General features: G+C 52.0%; 16 protein-coding genes. 7 read left to right on the plus strand and 9 right to left on the minus strand.

What is annotated here, in order from left to right; genetic code table 11:
* Positions 1–272 precede the first annotated feature (272 nt).
* The 4 genes from ACYVHC_RS20730 to ACYVHC_RS20745 form a co-directional block, all read right to left on the minus strand.
* Entirely contained in the window at positions 273–587 is a 315-nt protein-coding gene (locus ACYVHC_RS20730) for a hypothetical protein (protein WP_460615648.1), read from the minus strand.
* A gap of 12 nt (positions 588–599) precedes the next feature.
* The gene (locus ACYVHC_RS20735; RefSeq protein WP_460615649.1) at positions 600–1,322 is read right to left on the minus strand and encodes a hypothetical protein; all 723 of its coding nucleotides are present in this window, start codon (positions 1,320–1,322) and stop codon (positions 600–602) included.
* Positions 1,322–3,526 (minus strand): hypothetical protein, encoded by a 2,205-nt coding sequence (locus tag ACYVHC_RS20740; RefSeq protein WP_460615650.1) that lies wholly within the window; start codon positions 3,524–3,526, stop codon positions 1,322–1,324. Before ACYVHC_RS20740 ends, ACYVHC_RS20735 begins: the two co-directional genes overlap by 1 nt.
* A gap of 388 nt (positions 3,527–3,914) precedes the next feature.
* Complete coding sequence (locus ACYVHC_RS20745; RefSeq protein WP_460615651.1) at positions 3,915–5,522, minus strand: S8 family peptidase; 1,608 nt, start codon at positions 5,520–5,522, stop codon at positions 3,915–3,917.
* 1,087 nt (positions 5,523–6,609) lie between these two features.
* On the opposite strand from ACYVHC_RS20745, the gene ACYVHC_RS20750 reads away from it, so the two are divergent.
* Entirely contained in the window at positions 6,610–7,893 is a 1,284-nt protein-coding gene (locus ACYVHC_RS20750; RefSeq protein ID WP_460615652.1) for a tyrosine-type recombinase/integrase, read from the plus strand.
* A gap of 68 nt (positions 7,894–7,961) precedes the next feature.
* Here the strand turns inward: ACYVHC_RS20750 and ACYVHC_RS20755 are convergent, their stop codons facing one another.
* From ACYVHC_RS20755 to ACYVHC_RS20770, 4 genes are all read right to left on the minus strand, one after another.
* The gene (locus tag ACYVHC_RS20755) at positions 7,962–8,195 is read right to left on the minus strand and encodes a hypothetical protein (RefSeq protein ID WP_460615653.1); all 234 of its coding nucleotides are present in this window, start codon (positions 8,193–8,195) and stop codon (positions 7,962–7,964) included.
* A 548-nt stretch (positions 8,196–8,743) separates the two neighbouring features.
* On the minus strand, positions 8,744–11,662 hold the full coding sequence (locus ACYVHC_RS20760) for an HD domain-containing protein (RefSeq protein WP_460615654.1): 2,919 nt from the start codon (positions 11,660–11,662) through the stop codon (positions 8,744–8,746).
* Between the two features lie 25 nt (positions 11,663–11,687).
* Positions 11,688–12,266, minus strand: a complete 579-nt coding sequence (locus tag ACYVHC_RS20765) for a recombinase family protein (protein WP_460615655.1) — start codon at positions 12,264–12,266, stop codon at positions 11,688–11,690.
* Between the two features lie 62 nt (positions 12,267–12,328).
* On the minus strand, positions 12,329–12,778 hold the full coding sequence (locus tag ACYVHC_RS20770) for a hypothetical protein (RefSeq protein WP_460615656.1): 450 nt from the start codon (positions 12,776–12,778) through the stop codon (positions 12,329–12,331).
* A 276-nt stretch (positions 12,779–13,054) separates the two neighbouring features.
* Here ACYVHC_RS20770 and ACYVHC_RS20775 point away from each other — a divergent pair, with 276 nt between their 5' ends.
* The 3 genes from ACYVHC_RS20775 (at position 13,055) to ACYVHC_RS20785 (ending at position 14,781) form a co-directional block, all read left to right on the plus strand.
* Positions 13,055–13,693 (plus strand): hypothetical protein, encoded by a 639-nt coding sequence (locus ACYVHC_RS20775; protein ID WP_460615657.1) that lies wholly within the window; start codon positions 13,055–13,057, stop codon positions 13,691–13,693.
* A gap of 396 nt (positions 13,694–14,089) precedes the next feature.
* Positions 14,090–14,524, plus strand: a complete 435-nt coding sequence (locus ACYVHC_RS20780) for a recombinase family protein (RefSeq protein ID WP_460615658.1) — start codon at positions 14,090–14,092, stop codon at positions 14,522–14,524.
* 26 nt (positions 14,525–14,550) lie between these two features.
* Positions 14,551–14,781: a recombinase family protein gene (locus ACYVHC_RS20785; RefSeq protein ID WP_460615659.1), complete on the plus strand. Its 231-nt coding sequence runs from the start codon at positions 14,551–14,553 to the stop codon at positions 14,779–14,781.
* A gap of 475 nt (positions 14,782–15,256) precedes the next feature.
* Here ACYVHC_RS20785 and ACYVHC_RS20790 read toward each other — a convergent pair whose 3' ends face one another.
* Positions 15,257–15,721: a plasmid mobilization protein gene (locus ACYVHC_RS20790; RefSeq protein ID WP_460615660.1), complete on the minus strand. Its 465-nt coding sequence runs from the start codon at positions 15,719–15,721 to the stop codon at positions 15,257–15,259.
* 363 nt (positions 15,722–16,084) lie between these two features.
* Here ACYVHC_RS20790 and ACYVHC_RS20795 point away from each other — a divergent pair, with 363 nt between their 5' ends.
* The 3 genes from ACYVHC_RS20795 to ACYVHC_RS20805 all read left to right on the plus strand — a co-directional run bounded on the left by ACYVHC_RS20795 (position 16,085) and on the right by ACYVHC_RS20805 (position 20,130).
* Positions 16,085–18,628 carry an erythromycin esterase family protein gene (locus tag ACYVHC_RS20795; RefSeq protein WP_460615661.1) on the plus strand — a complete coding sequence of 848 codons (2,544 nt, stop codon included), beginning with the start codon at positions 16,085–16,087 and terminating at the stop codon, positions 18,626–18,628.
* Positions 18,629–18,902: 274 nt separating this feature from the next.
* Complete coding sequence (locus ACYVHC_RS20800; RefSeq protein WP_460615662.1) at positions 18,903–19,124, plus strand: recombinase family protein; 222 nt, start codon at positions 18,903–18,905, stop codon at positions 19,122–19,124.
* Between the two features lie 343 nt (positions 19,125–19,467).
* Positions 19,468–20,130, plus strand: a complete 663-nt coding sequence (locus ACYVHC_RS20805; protein ID WP_460615663.1) for a hypothetical protein — start codon at positions 19,468–19,470, stop codon at positions 20,128–20,130.
* The last annotated feature ends 230 nt before the right edge of the window (positions 20,131–20,360 follow it).

A 20,360-nucleotide genomic window follows, 5' to 3' on the forward strand; every position in this document is an offset into this window, starting at 1 on the left:
GCAAAACCTTATGTACCAACTAGGCGGAAGTAACGAGAGCGGACTTTGCTTTTAGTAATCTCACATATCGACAAAACGCTCTTGCCTCGCGCCAGCAATCACGGCCCTGAGCAGAGCAAGCCGTAACTTGGCTGTCGCGGTACATAACTTGCGGTAAGAATCAGGGACTTGCTTAGAGTAGCAGTAGGAAATCAGAGGGCGACGGTCACGCTACTTGTGTAGCTGCTCTATTCGTAATTTATGACAGCGAGCACTGATTTATTGGCTAACTGCTAAGGGCAGTCGCCGTAACCGTATTTGGAGTAGGGCGTGCCATTATCATCGTAGCAGATGTAAGTCCATTTCGGTCTAGGGCCACGCTCATTGGACCCGACATTCTCAGCACGTATATTGGTTGCCGTAGTAGATAACGTGGGCGAATCAGCGGCCACCGCAGGTTTTGTCTTGGTGGGGTGCTGTAGGGTCATACTCGTGAGCCTCATCCCAGCTAAGGCCGGTGTGCGGGCAATGAACGCCTTAATCTCCTGTTGTAGCGCGGTCAGGGCCGGCCGAAGGTCTTTGGGTACTTTGGGACGCTTGTTCGCCATGGCCGTGCGGAATTAGCGGTTGTACAATTGGAAAAAGGTCGTGGCGGAAATGGGAGTACCGCTGGCGGGGATAGTCGTTGCCACGACGGTCAAGGTGCCCGTGGTGCTGATGCCTCCGGGCGAGTAGCGAATTTTGGCGGCCCCGGTCGCATCGGTCGAGGCCGTGGCAACACCGTTCAAGAAGTTCCCCACCGGCGTGCTGCCCGCCAGCACGTCGAACCGAACTGGATGGCCCACGCTGGGTTTGCCCCGGCGCCCGGAACTCAGCGTAGCTGTGAGGGTCACCTGGTTGTTGAACCGATTGGAAACGGCAAAGGAGTCAACGCTGACCGTGAGGGCGGTGGGGTATGCCTGGTCAAAAGTAAAAACGGCCTTCTCTTGGGCCTCCACTCCACCAGCTGTGGCCGTCACCTCGGCGGTGCCCGTGCGCACGCTGGCCACTTCGGCTTCGGCCGTGAATTCTTCGCCCGCATCGACGGTTAGCGTGTCGGCCTGGTTGGCTTTAAAAAAGCCGAGGGACGTTTTAAAAAGTATTTGGCGGCGATTCCGGGCAGCGGCGTCCGACACGCGGGCCTGCACCCGCAGGCTGCTGTCGCCGTTGGCAACGGCCTTACCCGTCGTGGTCAGCACGCGAACGATCGTCGGATCGGCGGTAGCGTAATCATCCGAGTTAAAGCAGGCGCTGCAACTGCCACCCAGTAACCCCCAAACCAGCAGGCGTAAAAAAAGTCTCATTACTTGAAAAGGGATTTTAAGCCGTTGAGGAGGTCTTTCAACTCGAGGTCGATAGCAGCGCCCGCATAAGGCGCGGCCCGCAGCGGTCGGAGGTCGGACAACGGATTGGGCGAGTACGCTTTAAACCACGCGGCACCGCCGGTGAGTTGCAAGAAGTTGGTGAGCCGTAGCCCCAATCCCGTGAGCAGAGTACCGCTGCTGAGCAATTCTTCCCGCTCGTTGGCAATGGCCAGCGACCCAAGGGTCAACCCCGTAGAAACGGTTAGGCGGTGCCGCCACGATTTGTACCGGATTTGCCGGAACTCGATGTTTTTATCAAGGGCGCGAAAGCCAACGCTGAACCCGGCATACGGGGCCAATGCCTGCGCCCGCACCGGGGTGCCGCCGTTGAACACGACCACTACACCTAGGTCGGGGATGATGCGGACCTTGTTGTCGCTGAGTAAATCCAGCTTCGAGGTCGAGCCGCTGGTGCCCACCAGGGGTCGCCGCAGCAACAGGTGATTTACCATGAATTCCCGGGAGGTTGCTTGCCGGTTGAGGATTGCTTGCAACTGGCGGCCCGCGGCTTGCAACTGGGTGCGATACTGCCCCACGCTCCCGATTAATCCTTGGATGGCGGCCGCCCGAGTTGCGTTAAGCAACGCCGCTTTGCGCAAAAATTCTTCGGTGGCATCCAACTGCGCTAGGCTGCTCTTGACGTTGGCCCGGCGTTGGCCATAATTCGCCGACTCGGCCGTTTGGGTAAGGTCGGAGCCCGATCGCACCCCCCGCACGACGTCGGCCCGCAGATTGGCGTTGGGGGCCAGCAGCAGCGTAAGAGCGTTGAGCAGACCATCCTTGGCCCGCAAATCCCGCAAACCTTTATCGGGGCAGGGGCAGGCCATGGCCAAATCCACGGCATACTGCAGGGGACGAGCCGCAAAAATCAGCTTCTTTGCCTCTTCGGCCTGCTTGTCGACTTCGCCGAGTTCTTGCTCGATAAGGGAATAGCTTCCGATAACGCTGGGGGTGGTCCGCAACCACTGGCCGTCAACCGAATCCGGGGGGGCCAAGCTCGTGATTCGCAAGCCTTGAGCGGTGAACAGCAGTTTGCCAGCCGCCGATAAACGTTGGCCGTCGGCGTCCTGGCCCAAGATGTGAACGTCGTAACGGGCCGTGTCGCGCCATCCGATGACCTGGCCGCGGGCGTCGCTGATGCTTAGTTGACGGGGGCCGTCTGGGCTGGGCTTCGGTTCCAGGATGGTATAGGCGGGATTGTCATTCACCGCCGGTACTTCGTGGTCCTGCGTTGTATTGGCAATGCCGACCAAGCCGAGTAAACGGCGCCCGAAACTCTCGCGCAGTGGCAAGCCGTTCTTTTCCCTTGGGCGAATACCCGGGCGAAATTGCGCCGAATAGTAATTCGGAGGGTCTAGTAGACGCAACTGATTTAGGGCCGGGAGCGTCACGCTTTCCGGGATTAAAAACACTTTATAAGGGGTAGTAGACTGTTCCGGACCGTTGAACTCGAGCGGCGTTGCGTAAAGCGCTTGTTCAAACCTGGCAAAATCCTCGGTGCCAGCGCCGCGGCCGCGCTTGGCCACATTGTGGCGGTGAAGTATGCGAGCCTCCCCCCGCAACGAGGCCACCGGAGCCGGCGGGGCCACCTGCTGGCTTTGGAAAACCAGCCGGCCGACCTCCAACAGGTTGGCCGCCGCATCATAGTCATTGGCGAAAAGAGTGATTTGATACTCGCGGCCAGGGTCCAGGGGCGGCACCTCGAGAATAAGCTCCGTACGGCCGGCCTTCACCACCGAGTCGATTCGGGTAAACAGCCGGTTGGTTAATCCCTTTCTGAAATCCTCAAACTTATTACGCTGGCGGGCGGCGCGGCGCGCCTCTCCTGCACGCCACCCGCTGCGTAAAAATACCCGGCGGTCGCGTCGCCGAATTTTGGGATTGCCTCGTTGGTCAACCGGTAGGATGCTGAAATGTGTCACCTTTACCCGAACGGGCAACGTGTAGCTAAGGTGAAAGCACCGGTCGAAGGGAAAAGCTTTGGTGGGAGAGTAGAAAATGGTGTCCGCTTTGACCGGGTCACCGTGCGGACACGGGGCATTAGATTCATTTACAAAGTACTGGGCGCGGCCGTGGAAACTTACTGCACATAGCAGCCCCAGCAGCCAGGCCCGCATCCAGAGAGTAAAGAAAGGAAACCACATGAGTCGAAAATGGATACGCGAAGGGAGTGAAATAACCGACTAGTAACGTGGGTAAATAATTTGTTTGGATTAATTTCTATTGATTAAATATGACTTTAATGAAAATGGCCAACACAATGAGGAGGATGCCCCCTCGGCCAGTTTTGACCGAGGCACACGTGCATTTGTACAGCTTATCGCAGCGCAGAGTGTAGCCGCAAATGCAACTCCACCGCGCAAGTAACTTACTGGGCTTGCCAGTCGAAAGCGGAAAGGACGACCATTAGAGAATTGCTTAGCCTCATATCATTTTTTCACAGCATATAGCAGCAGAGCATCCTCGTTTCCGTCAAAAGCCGTTGCGCGCATTGTTGCTTGTGGTCGTGACGGATGCCTTTGAGCCATTCCGCTAGTTCATGGTAGGTTGAAGAGCTGCCTGGACTGCTTTCAAAGCGTTTACCCTACCGTAGCCCATCTGATTATTATGGCCATTTTTATAGACCACTTTGCCTACTTTATCAGCTGTCTGAATAATAAGCTGGCGTACTTGTGCCTCCGTTAAGGCTGGATTAGCCGCCAGGATGAGGGCTGCCACCCCAGCCACAATGGGGGTCGCCGAAGAGGTGCCATTGAAATCCGTGTAGTCTTCTTGATTACCTGCAATTACATTGTAGCCATCCGTGCCCACGATATCAGTCGTATAGTTGTGTACGCCGGGCGCAGCAACATCTACTTCTGGTCCTTGGTTAGAGCCCCACCAATTCTCACCATCTCGGCTGGCTTTGGTTTTAGGCTCATCGTATTCATTGCTGGCAGAAACTGTCAGTACGTTTGGCAAGTGGCCGGGAAAGTCAACAGGACTCGAGTCATTCCCCGCAGCAATGACAATTACACATCCTCTACCCTGTCGACCTCGCGTCCGCGCCTTTTCAAATTCATTGATGATGGCATTGGACGGTGCGCCGCCTCCCCAGCTGTTGCTTAGGATCGCTGCTCCTTGTTGCCAAGCCCATTGAATAGCTGCTTTAATCGCGCTGGAGGTCGTTATCCAATCTGTCCCTTTAGCGGCTGAGTAAGCCAGGCGCACAGCCAGCAAGGCGCTTCCTCCCGCTATACCTGTAATGCCAAGTCCATTATGGGGTATGGCAGCCGCTAATCCGGCACAAGCTGTTCCATGCGCATCCCATGGCATGGGGCATTGGGGAGAACTGTTAGCCATCGCATCGAACGAGCCGATAACTGAGTCCGCTAAATCAGGATGTAGCACATCCACTCCTTCGTCTAGAATTGCAATCACCACCTCCCGCGTTGGAAGTACTAGTTGATGTGCTGCGAGGGCCTGCGTGATGTGCAGTGCGTATTGCTGCTTGGCAAATGGATCCGGCGCATTTACCACCACATCAGCAGACAGAGGCCCTTGGGGTTCCTCGGTGGGGCGAAAAGCCCTCATGCCCTTGGGCACTTGGGATTCACGGGTTGGTCTTAAGGGGGTATGCTTTCCAATAGTGATAAAATCAGGCTCAGCATAGCTAATTTCTGGAAGCCGAGCCAACCGGGTTACGGTCTCCAGTGGATCAACGCTTGCCGGCAACTGAATCAGGTACTCTTTTTCGTCCACACGTAGCACCTGGCCATTGATCGTCGCGATGATATCTTCTGCATTGCCATTAGTATCGGGGTGAAACCCGACCAGAATGCGGTCTGAGGGCACTACTTGTACTGCGCCCAAGTCGAATACCGGGACGGTCTTTTCTACTGTTGCATCGGCCGTCAGCACCGAACGGGCTGAGGTGAGTGCAACGCGTTCTAAACGCGCCTCGGACTGGGGCACATCAATCACCGTGATTTTCTCTCCTGGAATTTCAATTCTGTTGTCAAAGTCCCCTACTTCAGGTTTCGTATCGATTGATGACCGCCTTGATGCATGTGTTGAGGGCTCCTTGAATTGAACCGCAACCTTTTGGGGATTGACAGGTAGTGAAATGACTTTACCGGCAACGACGTACTCGAAATCCATCTGAAAAGGCTTTAGGTACTTGAAGGGAAGAAATCAGAAGGTTTAAAGGGAACCGTTGCCCTCCGTCGTGGCTTGGTTTATCGCCTTAGCAATTGTGTCGGGGTTAGTAGGTTTAGAGGTAGCCATATTGAAGAAAAATCGAGTGGAACAAGCATTGTAGCTATATTAACAGCACCGCACAATTCTCATTCCTATAGGCATATCGGCTGCAAGGCATAGGGTTACTAATATGGGGCTTCGTGACTGAGCATACATCAGTGATACCACTGACTTTTCAACCGGTCGCGATAGAAAAATTAAAGTGAGTAGTATAGGAGAAGCGAGGCCAAATATTTACTCTCATAAGCCGATGCGCATCGATAATCCTACCTGTTTTTAAGCATCTGATAGCTAATGCCTGCTTTTCTCATTACCACCTGGTACCGAGTTGAGTCCTGCCGTTCATTAAATGGAGCAATCAGATTTACTGGTAGCGCGTGCAATAATTGCATAACAAAGTACCAGCGCGCCTATTCAAGGCTTGTAGAGTCATACTTACCTGTAACATTCCGAGTCAAGCAGTAAACCCAAGTCTAATAATCATAGCCCTATACAATCCATTTATATGACTCTAGGCGGAACCAACAATAATTAACTAATTTTCAGTTTAATAAATAATTTAGCGGTTTTATCAATGGTGTCAGTAGGTATATTATTTGGGCGTTATCTGAGGTTATTCCTGGAAAACACAAAAAAGAACCAGATAGTACAACTGTCTGGCAAAAGGGAAAATATTGTAAGGTAAAATACTATCTAGGCAAATTGAGCTAGGTAAGCTCAAAATCAATTAGCTTGTTGCCTGTCTGAATTAGGAGTGGTCACACGAACGTGCGTTTAGAAAATTATACATGTCAGGAGCACGGTACCCTGATACTCGATAATTATATTAGAAGATCGTTTGGGTTACAACCTAGTAGTGGTTCGACCCCGGCTCTGGGTACGATTGGGGTATAAAACCCCGCATACAGCCTGAAAACGGCCTTTCTGTGTTTAACAGAGGGGCCGTTTTCAGGCTTTTGGCGTTCCAATTCACCCCATTTGTTTAACAATGAATTTCACGGCCAAGATTGTATTGCGGCAGCCGGCCCGGAAGGACGGCACCTGCCCCATCCGACTTCAGGTCATAATTCGTCGGGCTGTGAAGTTTGAATCGCTGGGTATTGCCTGGCCCCGCGAATTATTTGATGAGCAGGAAGGGCTCTGCCTGAGCTACCTCCCGAAATCGGATCGGCCGGCCAATTACTCCCAAGTGCTGCACCTGGCCACCGTGCTGGCCGGGTGCACCCCGCAGTTGCTCGAGGAGAAAGCCGAAGCCTTCAACATGATCATCGGCCAGGCCCGGGCCAAAGCCAACGAAATCTTCGTGGAGCATCGACTCACTAGGCGCAACCTGACGATGGAAGCCTTTCTATACAGCTACACCACGGAAGGCAGCCGCAATGATTTCATCGCCTGGATGCAGGCCAAGATCCAGGAGCGCTACCGGCAAGGCAAAGGCAGCCGGCTAGGCATCAGCGAAAACACGCGCAAAAATCACTTGAGCACCCTCCACTGCCTGAAGAAATTCCGCAGCGCCATCCCCTTCGACACTATTGATTCCAAATTCGTGGACGACTTTCACTCGTATTTGCTGAAGACGGTAAAGTCCGTCAACACGCGCTGGACCCGGCACCGAGATGTCAAGACCTACTTGGCGCTGGCCAAGAAGGAGCGTATCAAATTTGAGCCGGCCTATGAGGATTTCGACAATAAGACTGAGCAGGGCATTTGGAAGCCGCTTAAAACGGCCGAGCTGACCAAGCTCAAGGTCCTCTACCACCAACTGGGTGTGGGCTCGGCACGCCGCCGAATCCTGCGCCGGTTTCTTTTCAGCTGCTGCAGCTCCTTGAGACTAGGCGATCTGAAGAATCTGCACAAGGCCCAGTTGGAGGGCCAGGAGCTGACCTTCCAGATTCAGAAAACCTATGACAAGAAGCTACAGGTAATGATGCTGCCCCTCACCAAGGAAGCGCTGAGCTACCTGGAGGACTCGCGCCGGGAAGATGGCCTGGTAGGCTTCTACACCTATGCAGATCAGTATGCCAACCGGGTGCTGAAGGCTGTTGCTCAGGAATTAGGAATCGAAACCAAGCTGCACCACCACATTGGCCGGGAAACCTTCGCTACGGAGTTTATTCGCCGTGGCGGCAAGGTGGAAGTGCTCCAGAAGCTGATGGACCACGAAAAGATTGAAACGACGATGCGCTACGTCCATGTGGACGATGAAATGAAACGGGATGCCATCCGGATGCTGGATGAGCAAAACCAAGTGCAGATGGCCGTGGTAGCCTAATACTCACCCTCTCTTCCCTCCTACTCTCAGGTCCTGGCTAAGCGCCAGGGCCATTTTTATTGCCTGCCTTACTGCGTACGTCGTGCTTTGTCCAGGTCGGACAGCAATTCCTCAATGGCCCACAGCGTCTCCAGTTCATCGGTGGAAAGAGTGGTTTTCATCCGCAACAGCTCGAATAGCAGACGACGGGTAGTGTCACGGGTAGCCCCCATATCGTCGATAAAACCTAAGAATTTATCGAGCGCTGCAACAGCTGCAGGAGATAGGTCGGGCAGGTGGCCAGCATTGATTTCAGCAGGCATAGGCGTAAGAATAATAGAGTACTATACCAAATGTATCTACCTAAAACGGCAAATGCTGACTTTGCAGTCAGCATTTTGCTATAAAATTTAGCAACTATTGATATTAGCCATTCCTGGACAACTTCTGACGCATATACGCTGACCGGCGACTGTGTATCAATCCGATTATTCGATAGCGGTATTCTGGTAAGCTGATCACATCAAGTGCGACGACCACGTGGCCTTGACTCCAGACGGAAAGTAGCCAAGCTTCCACTTTGGCTGACGTAAGGAGCCGGCATCATCGGTAGCTCTTGCAGGTCGAAGCCAGGGTGCATTTCATCTTAAGCTGATACCAGCACCAACTTAGTTTGCAGCGGGATTAGCACAGGCAACTTGTGCCTGCACTGAAAGCAGCAACGACATCGACACGCCCCACAAGATAGATTTTCATAGTCCTCGAGACAGAGTGGACAAGGAGTTCGAGAACTCAAAGCTCTCTTCGTGATAAGACCTAGACAAGGACAATACTACCCACCAAATAGTGGCTTTTAGACCTGAAAGCAAGCTTATTCAATTTCGTACGACTTCTGACGTGTGGTTAATATTCTATTTAAATCATCTATATCGATTTTAGCGCAAAGCTCTTCATATGCCTTTTTAATATCATCTTTTGCAATATTCACATCAAATCTATTTTCGTATACCCAATCATATAGTTTTTCATTTAATGACACTTCATATACAGATGCTGATTTTCTTTTTTGTGTTAATATAAACGGGGATATCATTTTGTGATACCTAACTGTAAAATTATGATCTGGCACATGACGACCTAAATAATGAATATGAGCATCTTGTTTTATTCGCAAATTATAAAACTCATTTGGGCAGGGTATTGCTGCTCGCGAACCATGAAAATTCTCTGATTTCAATATTAACATCAATCCAGCTAAATCAACGAAACCCATTTCATCTGTATCTCTAAAGAAAATAATTTGACTTCTGCCATTTTCATCATTAAAAATTCTTTGAGACCCCATGAATTCACGGGACACCTTATTAATTATAAATTTAGTACAGTAATCTGATGCATGATTAACTGAACCGTATATACTCAGACAATTATCCACATAAGACATATAGCCTTTTTTCGATTCTTCACTCGTAAAGTATATCAATTTAACAGTATTCACCATAGACATCATGTCACCTAATGCAAATTCACCTTCCTCTAATATCAACTTGTAATTTTTCCAGTTTTGATACTTATGTATTTCGTATTGCTTATACAATGAATCATTTGCATAATAATTCAGGAACATACTTGCAATAATTGCTTTACCTTCATCCGAAGCTATTGAAGAAAAATTAGATGTAAGTATTTTAAATGAAGTATTCAATATATCATTTAAAAGAACTTTATTATATTCATCTCGAATCTTATTTCTATTTAAAGTCAATACTTCAGATGCAACATCTTTATGAATGTTAACTTCAAACCTTAAAAAATCAAATTCATTTCTTAAATTATTCTCAACTTTCTGACTTTTATAATAACTTATTAAACTAGCTACTCTGTTAGGATCAGCAATAAATATATTCATTCCTAAATGAGTAGTATCATCATAATATTCAAAGTTTTCCCAATCCGACTTGATATCAATATTATTATTATCAAAATTTAATTTCACAGGGAAATAACTTTTCCTAGAAAAATTTATTATTTCATCAATCATTTTAGCCACTTCAACATCCATTGAGTCATGCCTAAATGGATCAAAATTATGAACAACATTAGTGGCATTTAAATGATCGAAGCTAACAGCATATCTATCGGGTATTGCTTTAGTTTTATGCGTAAATTTCATAATAACACCAGGCTTAGTCGCGTGATTGCTTTTGTCTTTTTTAATTAAAATACCACCATCTTTTTTAGAATTGGGACTATTAAGTTCAATAACCTGAAACTGCTCATCAAAGAAGCTCTTGGTTTCAATAGTAACTTCATCAGTAACCATGAATATACTTTGAAAGCCAATTCCGAATGTCCCTGATGGCTTCATCCACACTGGCATTTTGTCGATTATGCCTTTCCGATCATAGTTTTTTGAGGAACTCCCAGTATTCATCAAAAATTTCAAGTCATTTTTAGAAATACCTGTACCCTTATCTTGTATTTTAATGTTCCAACTTATCATTCCCTCCTCTATCTCACCTTTATTTATGCCAACTTGTATTGTGTAATTATTGGCAATTTTACTAAAGTCGCTGCTAAGAGGCGAAGCCAAATCTAAATCATCATTATGCTCAAGCCAAACTCTTATTAGCGTAGAATCAACAGCATTTTGTAAAATTTCTCTTAATGATTGATAAGCACCATCATATATACCTGCACCCTGCAATAAGGCAAGTGCCTTATCAGTATCGACAGAAAACTGTGGCTTATGTTTACCATCAATAAGATCGTAGTTTTTGAGTTCAACTTTTAATGATCCAATAGTGGGCAAATAACCCAAATCTTTAGATGGAACTATTTTGTTCCAATTAATCATTTGAGAACTTATCTCAGAATTAAGATAATTAAACCAATGTTGAGTTATATTGGCAGTATCGTAATCTTCGCAATTTGCTGTTATTTCAATTTTTTCACGATCTACTCTAAAAGCTTCTATTGAAAGATGTTTTGCCTTGTGATTCAATGTATCTACTGGAATCCTAGTAAGTGTCCGAAGCATAACTTCGGAAAACCGATTATTATCTAGATCAAGAAGGTCACCTATTCTTAATAAACAAGCAATAAATCTAGGATGTGCATCTTCAATATCTATTCCAACTTCACAAAAAGGCAATTTCATAACTTCTATAAAATCTTTTGTGTGGCATGAACAAATTCTGCCCAGAATCTTAATAATTCTTTTAGGTATAACTCCTCTTGGAGAAACAATATGAATTTCTTGCAATGGATTATTAATAATATCTTGAGACCTATCAGCATGCCTCCACCTAAAAAATTCTGCTAAAATAAACTTTATGCTATCATTTAACTCTAAATTATAAGCACTGTCTTTGGACTTCAATTTACCATCTACTATTTCAAACTTTATAGCAAAGTCATGGAGCCCGTGTTTTTTATCATTTATTAATTCAACTACAAATTGTATAAACTCCGGAGAATTAATTGCCTTAACTAGTTGTTCGCCGGAAACAACCATACCCAAGTCATGCCAATATGCAGCCTCAAGAATGAACCATATGTCTATAGCTGATAGTTTGCTCAAATTATCTTTTCCTAAAATTCTAACTATATTATTTATAATAGTTACAGAGTGAGATTCATCATGCAAACTATAGTGAGGGAATAAATTTGAAACTGCCTGTAGAGCGGATGGCACAACTTTTTTATCATAGCTCCATTGCGCGAACAGAATTGAACTAGGACTATCCTTTGTTTTACTATGTAGTAGCTCTTCTAGATATTGAACCATTTTTTTACTGAGATTTTATTATTTATTAATACAGTACATACTTTGCTACTGTACTGGGTGAAATACCCATAGCACGTGCAATAACCTGATTTGAGACACCAGTAGCTTTAAGTGCTTGCACCTTTTGGATGACACTATGGTCCTTACTTGGTGGCCCCAGCTTAATACCAGCAGCCTTCTTTTTCGCCAGTGCTGCTTTGGTATTTTCACGAATCTTTATCAAATCTTGAGCTGCAATGGTGGCCAGCATCGACACAATTACATCCCCAAATGGACCGATAGAATCCAAGTAATGCTCAGTGAAAGATTTGTAGTTGACACCGTGGTCACGCAGCTCCTTTAAGTATTTCAAGGTGGTGAGCGCTCCTTCTCTGCTGAATCTATCCAGACGCCAGAACACCACCAGATCAAACTTTTTTTGGTATGCTTCAGTCAATAGTTGTTTAAACTCGGTGCGATCAGCCTTGCCACCTGATTCTTTGTCTATAAACACTTTATATATGGTGCCATGCTTTTTGGCATACTCGCGTAGCTGGTGCAGTTGGTTTTCAGGATCCTGGCCCTTGTCTTTCGTTGACACTCGGGCATAGATGGCTATTCTCATTGTGCTTAGGTATGATTGCGTTTAAAATGACTTTAATACGTCCCTCTTACGCAAGCTTAATTTCATATTAGATGAGTAGTAAATAAGCGGCTGTATAGATCTGGATCCTCATAATAGCTTGCAACTCTTCTGCACTTTTCTGCAGTTCCTTCGCTCCATGTGACAGATTCTGCTGCACGTTGTAGCCTAAAAACATCATCACTTCCCCATAGCCGCATTGCGTGGTTATTCTCCCAAAAATCTGTATCTCCAACATTTACTATATCACGGTCATAGACGGTTTCACCATACTTATCTACATGATTTGAAGCTAATGCAATCCGATATTTATCCCGAAAGTCACGGCTTTCAATGAGATCACGAGTCACATCAAACCCTAATAGATCGGATAGTGCTACATATGACTCGACATCGACTGCATACAACCCCGATTTGTATATTCTATGATTTGAAGTCTCCTTTATATGTTTCGGTCGTATCCAAACGCGTGCTTTAATTTGCTGTTGTCTCATTTTTAACGCTGTTGAGTTGTTGCTAAAGCTACTACTTGGCCTCCAATAAACGGTCGTTTACTGAAGGGCTTTAGCGGATGCTCAAACGCCCCCGAAACGCATGTTTTCGGGGGCGTTTTTTAGTACCGTTTATTGGAGGTTTAATGGAGTACTGCTGGAGGTTTGCCTTATCCTCATTCCCCGCTTTATGAGCATGCTACACGCGCTCGTTAACCTGTAGCGCGTACCTTGCCTGTGAACGCAGACGCTTCTTGTTGCACACCCTAGCTCCTGCTTGTGAACCCCTTCCATCAACTCCTATGCTTGGGCCCCCTGCTGCTCTTCTTGTTGGGTGGAGTCATCCCTCGCGTACCGCCCCGCTACTCAGTGCATCTGAACGGCCACTCCAGCGTGAGCGGGGCCGACTTTCGGGTGGAGCTCACGCGCCAGGCGGACATTTTGCTTGTGCGCTGTGGCCGGATGGATAGCATCCGGTACGCGGCCCTGCACCAGGACCCCCACTTCCGCAGGGACCTGGCCGCTGTGGAAGCGAACCAGCTGCCGGCGGCGGAGCGAACCCGTACCTTCGAGCGCCTGCTGGAATTGGCAGACCAGTACAAAGTCTACCGCTGGGACAGCCTGCGGGTCGCCACGAGTCGCTACTCCGCCTTCGTCCAGCTACTCGATTCCCTCTCCGGTAGTTCCGCCGCAGCGCTCGGCCGCTGGGAAGCGAACCAGGACCGCATTGTGCTGGATGGTACCACAGTCCACCTCGTGGTCCGAAAGGGCCAGCGCACCACTCAGGACCTGTACGTAAACTCCCCGGGCCCCGCATCTCATCCCCAGCTGTATCGCGTGCTACACGGGGCGCTCGAACTCTACCGCCAAGAGCACCCCGCCCCCTTGCTGGACCGGCAATTTACCAGGGGCTACTAACGTACCGGGAGTTATTCCAGAGGGAAAAGAGGAGGGCAGAGCACGTGCTAGCCACGAAAACCCTCCGGGAACTACGGGAAGCAGGCGGCGGACACCCAAGATTCTCTCATGCTGCCGGCAGGTCGTACGAGGTAGGTGCTGGATGATATAAGCTGAGCGCGCATGGCTGACAGCTCAGGTCATTTTACATCTTGTAAAGGAAGGTTAGCAAGGTGACATGCCGGAGCGTACCCGTTCCATGCATTAGGTTGTATTACTGGCTGGCTGTACCCAAAAGAGCCGAAGCAGACGGTATATACCAGCTGGTTTGTGGTATATAACATTCTATAAACGAGCGTTCATAGTATGTTATACGCCCTATCTTGCGGTCGCTTCCCGCTTTAGCCCCCGTTCCTGATGACTCCTGCTGCTAAACCCTTCGTCTCCTACTACCGCGTTTCCACCCTCAAGCAAGGCCAGTCCGGGCTGGGGCTCGAAGCCCAGCAGGCAGCGGTCAAGGCGTTCGTTCTGGACCCGAGTCGGATTGTCGGCGAGTTCGTGGAAGTGGAAAGCGGCAAGCGCAACCAGCGGCCCCAACTGCAGGCCGCCATCGAAGCCGCCCGCCAGCAGGGGGCGACCCTGCTCATCGCCAAGTTGGACCGGCTCTCCCGCAATGCCGGCTTCATCTTCGCTCTGCGGGATAGTGGAGTGGACTTCGTCTGCTGCGACATGCCCGACGCCAACACGCTCACCGTGGGCTTGTTTGCGGTCATCGCCCAGCACGAGCGTGAAACCATTAGTAAGCGCACCAGGGATGCGCTCACCGCGAAGAAGGCGCGGGGGCGCAGTTAGGCACGCCCGCGAACCTGACCGCCGACGTGATCCGCCAGGGGCGCGAGGTGCAACAGCAGAACGCGCGCGAGAATCAACAGAACCGCCAGGCTGCGCGCCTGGGCAAGCTCCTGCACGAGAAAGGGCACACGCTGCAGCAGATTGCGCTGGAGCTCAATGAAGCGGGCTACCGCACTCGGCGCGGCAAGCACTTCTTCCCCATGTCCGTGCAGCGCTTACTGGTCCGACATCCCGTAAAACAAGCCCCCGAGCAGTAGAGAAAACGAGACGAGCCCCGCGGGGACACCGCTTCGGCGGATGGGCGTCACGTTTTCTTGGTAAAGTACTAAACTGAATAATCCCCCGCGGTAACCGGAGCGCATTCGGTCAACTGACCCCAAACAGCCCTTTTTAAGCGTGGCGTGTACGGTTAAGCAAGTGTTATTTCTGTATAAAATCCTATTTTTAACCCAAACCGAAAGCATTTCTGCTTTTTCAGGGCGTAGACGCGCCAAAACCAGCCGTAGCGCACCGGTGGCCATCCGGTCCAGGGGCGGCAAATGCCCTTTCTCGGTGGTGCCGCCACCGAGCACATGTCAACCGGTAAGCCAACCGGTTGGCTCACCGGTTGCAAAAAGGAGTATCCCCGGGTTGTAACCGGAGCAAAACCGGGAGTATCCCCGCTCAAATGCGGCGAAAAGATTGCTTTCTGGGCTACATAAAGGCCTATATCATGCCTATTCCAGGGCGCTTTTACCGCTTTTTTGGGTTGGTAGAATGTAAAACCGGGGCTTGCGCCAGTGCATCCGCCTCCAAGGCGGGCTTTTCTGCTCCCGGCAGCACCACGGAGAGGACGGGTTCGGCCAAGGCGTGCTGCACGGCGTCGGCCACGTGCTCCAGCCGACCCTGGCTCAACTCCCACTGGATAAAGGAAAGTTGCTGCCGAAGGAATTTGACTTGCTCCCCCAGGGCCCGGGCCTGATAGGCGGCATCGGCATACTCCCCCAGCAATTCCTGGTGCACGCTCTCGCGCTGCTGGTAGTGGGCCCGCACGGCCCCTGCCTCCGCGCCCAGGGGTTGCAGCGGGCGCTGCGTGATCAGGTGCCGGGCATACGTGTTGACGGGCACGCCGGCGCGGGCGGCCTCTTCTTGCAGGGCGGCGTATTCCGATGGCGTGAGCTTAAGGCCAATCTGCGGGCGGTCTTCTTTGTAGGGCATAGGTGCAAAGATGGGGGCTGGGCGCCTCGTAGAAAAGCGCCACTAGAACATGCCGGGGCGAGCAGTAGGGCAGAAGAGCGCCGGCTCGCCCCGGCCCTAGGCCACCGAATCTTACTTCTTCAGCGGGAGGAGGAATTACGCTAGGCCATTTCCTGTGGTCTCTGCAGATCGCGTAGCCCGTTGGGTAACGCATTTGCCTAACCACTGGAGTGGGGCGAGGCGAATGCCGAGCAGGGAAATATAAGGCATGGATCAAGGCAAGCGCCATGGCATTTTTGCGTTCTTTGCTGACCACGTCCCGCAATTCTAGCACTCCCACTGCCCCATAACCCTTCCTATACTCCTGCTCCTGTCTTTGTTTTCATGACTATCTCCCGATTCTGCCTGACTATCATTCTTTTATTAATCGCTGTTTTAGCCCCCGCCCAGACGAAGTCCACGGCCGCTCCCACCCTTAACTACCATCCGATACGCACCATTGACCCCGCCGATACGGATTTCAAGGACCTGGAATTCCTGACCAGGGAAATTGGTGACGCACAGGTGGTTTTTTTAGGTGAACCCACGCATGGTGAAGGCAATGTGACCGCGGCCAAGGGCCGGCTGATTCGGTTTCTGCAGCAACGCATGGGTTTTACCACCGTGGCATTTGAGAGCGGATTTTATGAAATGCACCAGGCACAGCGGGCCATCGACGCGGGCAAAGACGGCCGGCACGCGCTGATGCAAGGCATTTTCGGGGTGTGGACCGATACCCGCGAGTTTCAGCCCACCCTGGATTTTCTAGCGACCGGCAAGATGCGCGTAACCGGGTTCGACCCACAACTGAGCGGCGGTGACTATACCGATGACCTGGTGGATGAGCTGCAACGGTTTGTGGGCTCGGCCGACCGAAACGAAGGCGTGTATGATATCTTGGAAGCTGGCATTTCCTTTATGAGCGAAAGCTTCTTCTGGTCGCCGAGCGTCTCCTATCCCGAGTATGCTTTGGCCAGTCACCTCGTCACCCAAAAGCTCCAGGCCATTGCCCGCAAAGAGCCCAGGCGCCGGGCTGAAGCCGAGTTCTGGGTGCAATGCCTGGCCGGGCTGCTCGAGCAGGGCCGGCACTACCGGCAGCGCGACCCAGGTGCCAAAACGGCCGAAACCTGGACGGTCGAAGACAGCAATTCCCGCGATGTGCAGATGGCCGAACACCTGCTGTTCTACGCCCGCCAGCACCCTACCGAGAAAATCATTTGCTGGGGCGCGGCCACGCACTTTGCCAACCGCCCGGGTGTCCTCGCGGATGACGCGCTGAAGCGGTTCACGCCCATGGGCGGACACTTCAAGCAGCACTACCCCGGCAAGGCCTACCTGCTGGCCACCACCACGGCCGGCGGCTACTATCACCCGCTGGAGCAGCCGGGCTACGACTCCACGGCCGTTGCCGCGCCCGTCGCCGGCAGCCTGGAAGCCCGGCTGGCGGCCCTGCCCCTCACCTACGGGTTTCTGAACCTGCGCGAAAGCGTTGGCGAGGCGGCCACGACGTCCGGCGCGATGAGCCACCGCGAAAAGCCTCTCACCGGTAACTGGAGCGCCGTGTTCGATGGCCTGCTGTTTCTGCGGGCCATGACCCCCACGCACGCGGCCGGCGGGCCGGCCCCTACCAGCCGGCTCGATTCGACGCGGCATGCCCCATCTCCCCGCGCACCAGCCCGCCGCGTTCCAGCCCCGGTTGCCGGCCAGTCACCAGGGAGCAGCCGCCCCGGTGCCCAGCGGACCATCGGCGGCACTGTCCGCGACGCGAAGACGGGGGAAGGCGTGTTGTTTGCCAGCATTCAGGTGGTGGGCACCACGATGGGCACCGTCTCCAACGCGCAGGGGGCCTTTTCGCTCGCCGTTCCCGCAGCGGCGGAGGGGGTGTTGCAAGTGTCGTTTGTGGGCTACAAGACCCAGCAGGTGCGCGTACCGGCCGGTTCCGTGCAGGTGCGGCTCGTGCCCGAACCCTATGCGCTGGCCGAAGTCAGCGTCACGGCCGAACGCCTGGATGCCCGCACCATCATGAAGAAAGTGTTGAAACGGCTGCCCGACAACTACGTGCAGCAAGACTACAACATGCGCGTGTACGGCCGGTCGGTGGCCACCAACCGCGACACGCTGGTGCAGGACGTGGAGCATGTGAGCACCCTTTACAACAAGGGCGGCTACCGCGAGCGGCACTACCCGAATGCCTCCTTGCAGGAAGTCAAGTGGAACAAGCAGGATACCACCGGTATGGCGCACCCTATGTTCCTGGATGAGTCCGTGGGCATCATTACCAACCTGGACGTGCTAGAGTTGAACCCCGTATTTACCCCCAAAAAATTGAAGCGGTTCGATTGGGCCCTCGGCCCGGTCGAACGCCACCAGGGAGCCGATGTGTACGTGGTGTCGTTCGTGGCCAAGCGCCACAGCCGGGCGGTGACCGGCTCGACGTGGGTACGGTCCTACACCGGCAAAATCTACGTGAATGCGGCCGACTACGCCGTAGTCAGGTGCGACCTGGTGTGGGAGCGGGACACGGCCATCTTCAATGCCAACACCCGGCGCTTTGCGAAAGAGCGGGCAAACACGTCGGCCGCCGGCGCCTTGCAAGTGCGGAAGCACCAGATTCGTCAGGTGGCCTATTACACGCAGCAGACGGGGGGCAAATACGCGCTGGCCCACACCTTTATGGAGTGGGCCGAGCAGGGCATGCATTCCGTGACCAAGCAGCCCCACGACCTGCGCTCGGGCGTCAGCCTGCAGTTTTATGCCTTCAGCACCACCCCCGTGGAAATCATCACGTATGAAAACGACGACTACGAATCCAAGCTCATGTTCAAGGGGAAGGCGTACCACGAGGCCTTTTGGCAGGCCTTCAAGCGGCCTACAGGGGGCTCAGAATAGGCGGGCGCATCCCATTCCGACGATGCCAGGCAAATACGGTAACGCATAGGGCCACTTTGTTTTGCTGCTCATAAGAAAGCTAAACCGCTATCCGTTTAACGTTTGTACCAACCTTTTAACCAAGGCCAATATCCTAGCGGCGGTTGCCTAGAAGGGGGCAAAGGATATTTATGATTCAACAAAGCGTGGGCTCTCCGCCAAGAAAGCACGTGGCTTCACGCTCAGTAAGCCAGAGAACTTCACTATCACCTCTCGTGCGCTAGACCGGGCAGTAGTGCAGCGACATGCACAGGAAGCAGTTCCTAATAAACAGGTCCGCCGATTAGCTTCCTTACTTCGGCGCGACGGGCTCACGCTGGCCGCCATCGTGGCCGAACTCAATACCCACGGCTACCGCACGCGCCGGGGCAAGGAGTTTCACAAAACCACGGTAATGCGCCTGCTAGAAGGCAGTACTATCTTGACTGATTCGAAAGAACCGGATGCGGCAGTATAAGCTCCGAAATCAGGATGCTAGGTACACCTTACGCATAGTTGCCCATTTCCTTCTGAACGTTGCTTGCCGAGCACCTATTCTGCCCCATTGCCAGCCCGTTTAGCCGGCGTAGCCTTCCCTACGGTTCTGCAGGCTGTGTCGCGAAAGGAGCGAATTATTGTGCGTAGTGGCGCGTGCGGACAACTTGAGTTGTGGGCGTTGATACAGCGAAAGAGGCCGTTGGTGTAATAATGTTTCCGGGCTACCAGCGCTAGAGTAGGTTTGAGTCATCAAGCAGGAAGGAACAAGCAGCTGAAGCAGCGCGCCTCCTTGCTGCAGTTTCACTCTCCTATTCCTTGCTTTTATGCGTCGTTCATTTTTCTGTTGCTTCCTTTTTGCAACAGCTGCCTTGGGTAGCCCCCTGGCCTGCCAAGCACAAACGGATGTAGAGGTTGCGGCCCCTGTTGCCGCCGAAACGCTCCCCGCACCGGCCTTTCATGCCGCTACGCTCTTTAAGCTAGGCACCGGCATCACCCGCGGCCTGACCCTTGGCGGGTACAGGGGCACGGCCCTGCCCTTAGTTGTCGGTGTAGAACGGCAAGTGACACCGGCCTGGTCCGTGTACGGTAACGTGTCCAGCGGCTGGCGGATAGGAGTCCGCATGGCGGCACCGGAGCGGGTTACCCGGCTAGTCTACCTGACCGAGCTTGGGGTGGATTTAGGCGTGCGCCGCTACTACCACCAGGACAAGCGCTGGGCTGCCGGGCGCGACAACCGGCCGCTAGTGGGCAACTATCTGGCCCTGCAGGCGACGACCAGTTTAACCCCAGCGTATGGCACCAAGCTGTCGCACCAGGTAACGGCCCTATCGGCGCTGTGGGGCATGCAACGGCGGCTGGGTGGCTACGGCCTGCTGGATGCCTACGTGGGTCCCGGCCTGGAAACCCGCCGGCTGGGCATGCGCCACCAGGGCCTGACGGTTCGCCCGCATCTGCAGGTCGGGATCAAGCTGAGTCTGGTGCGCTAGCCGCCATCCGCCCCGCGTGGGCACTTTTCTAGAAGCGAGTTTTATGAACACCTTTGCGCTATCCTCTACTCATTCGTTCCAGCCCGCTTTCAACGTGCCGCGCTATACATCTATTCTCTACCATCTGACAGCATGGTTCTTATATTACCTATATGAAGCCCTGTACATTCTGGCTGTTCCAGCTATTCCATTTCCCCATCCACTAGAGTCTTTATTACAATTTTCACTTT

The sequence above is a fragment of the Hymenobacter seoulensis genome (genome assembly GCF_054780535.1).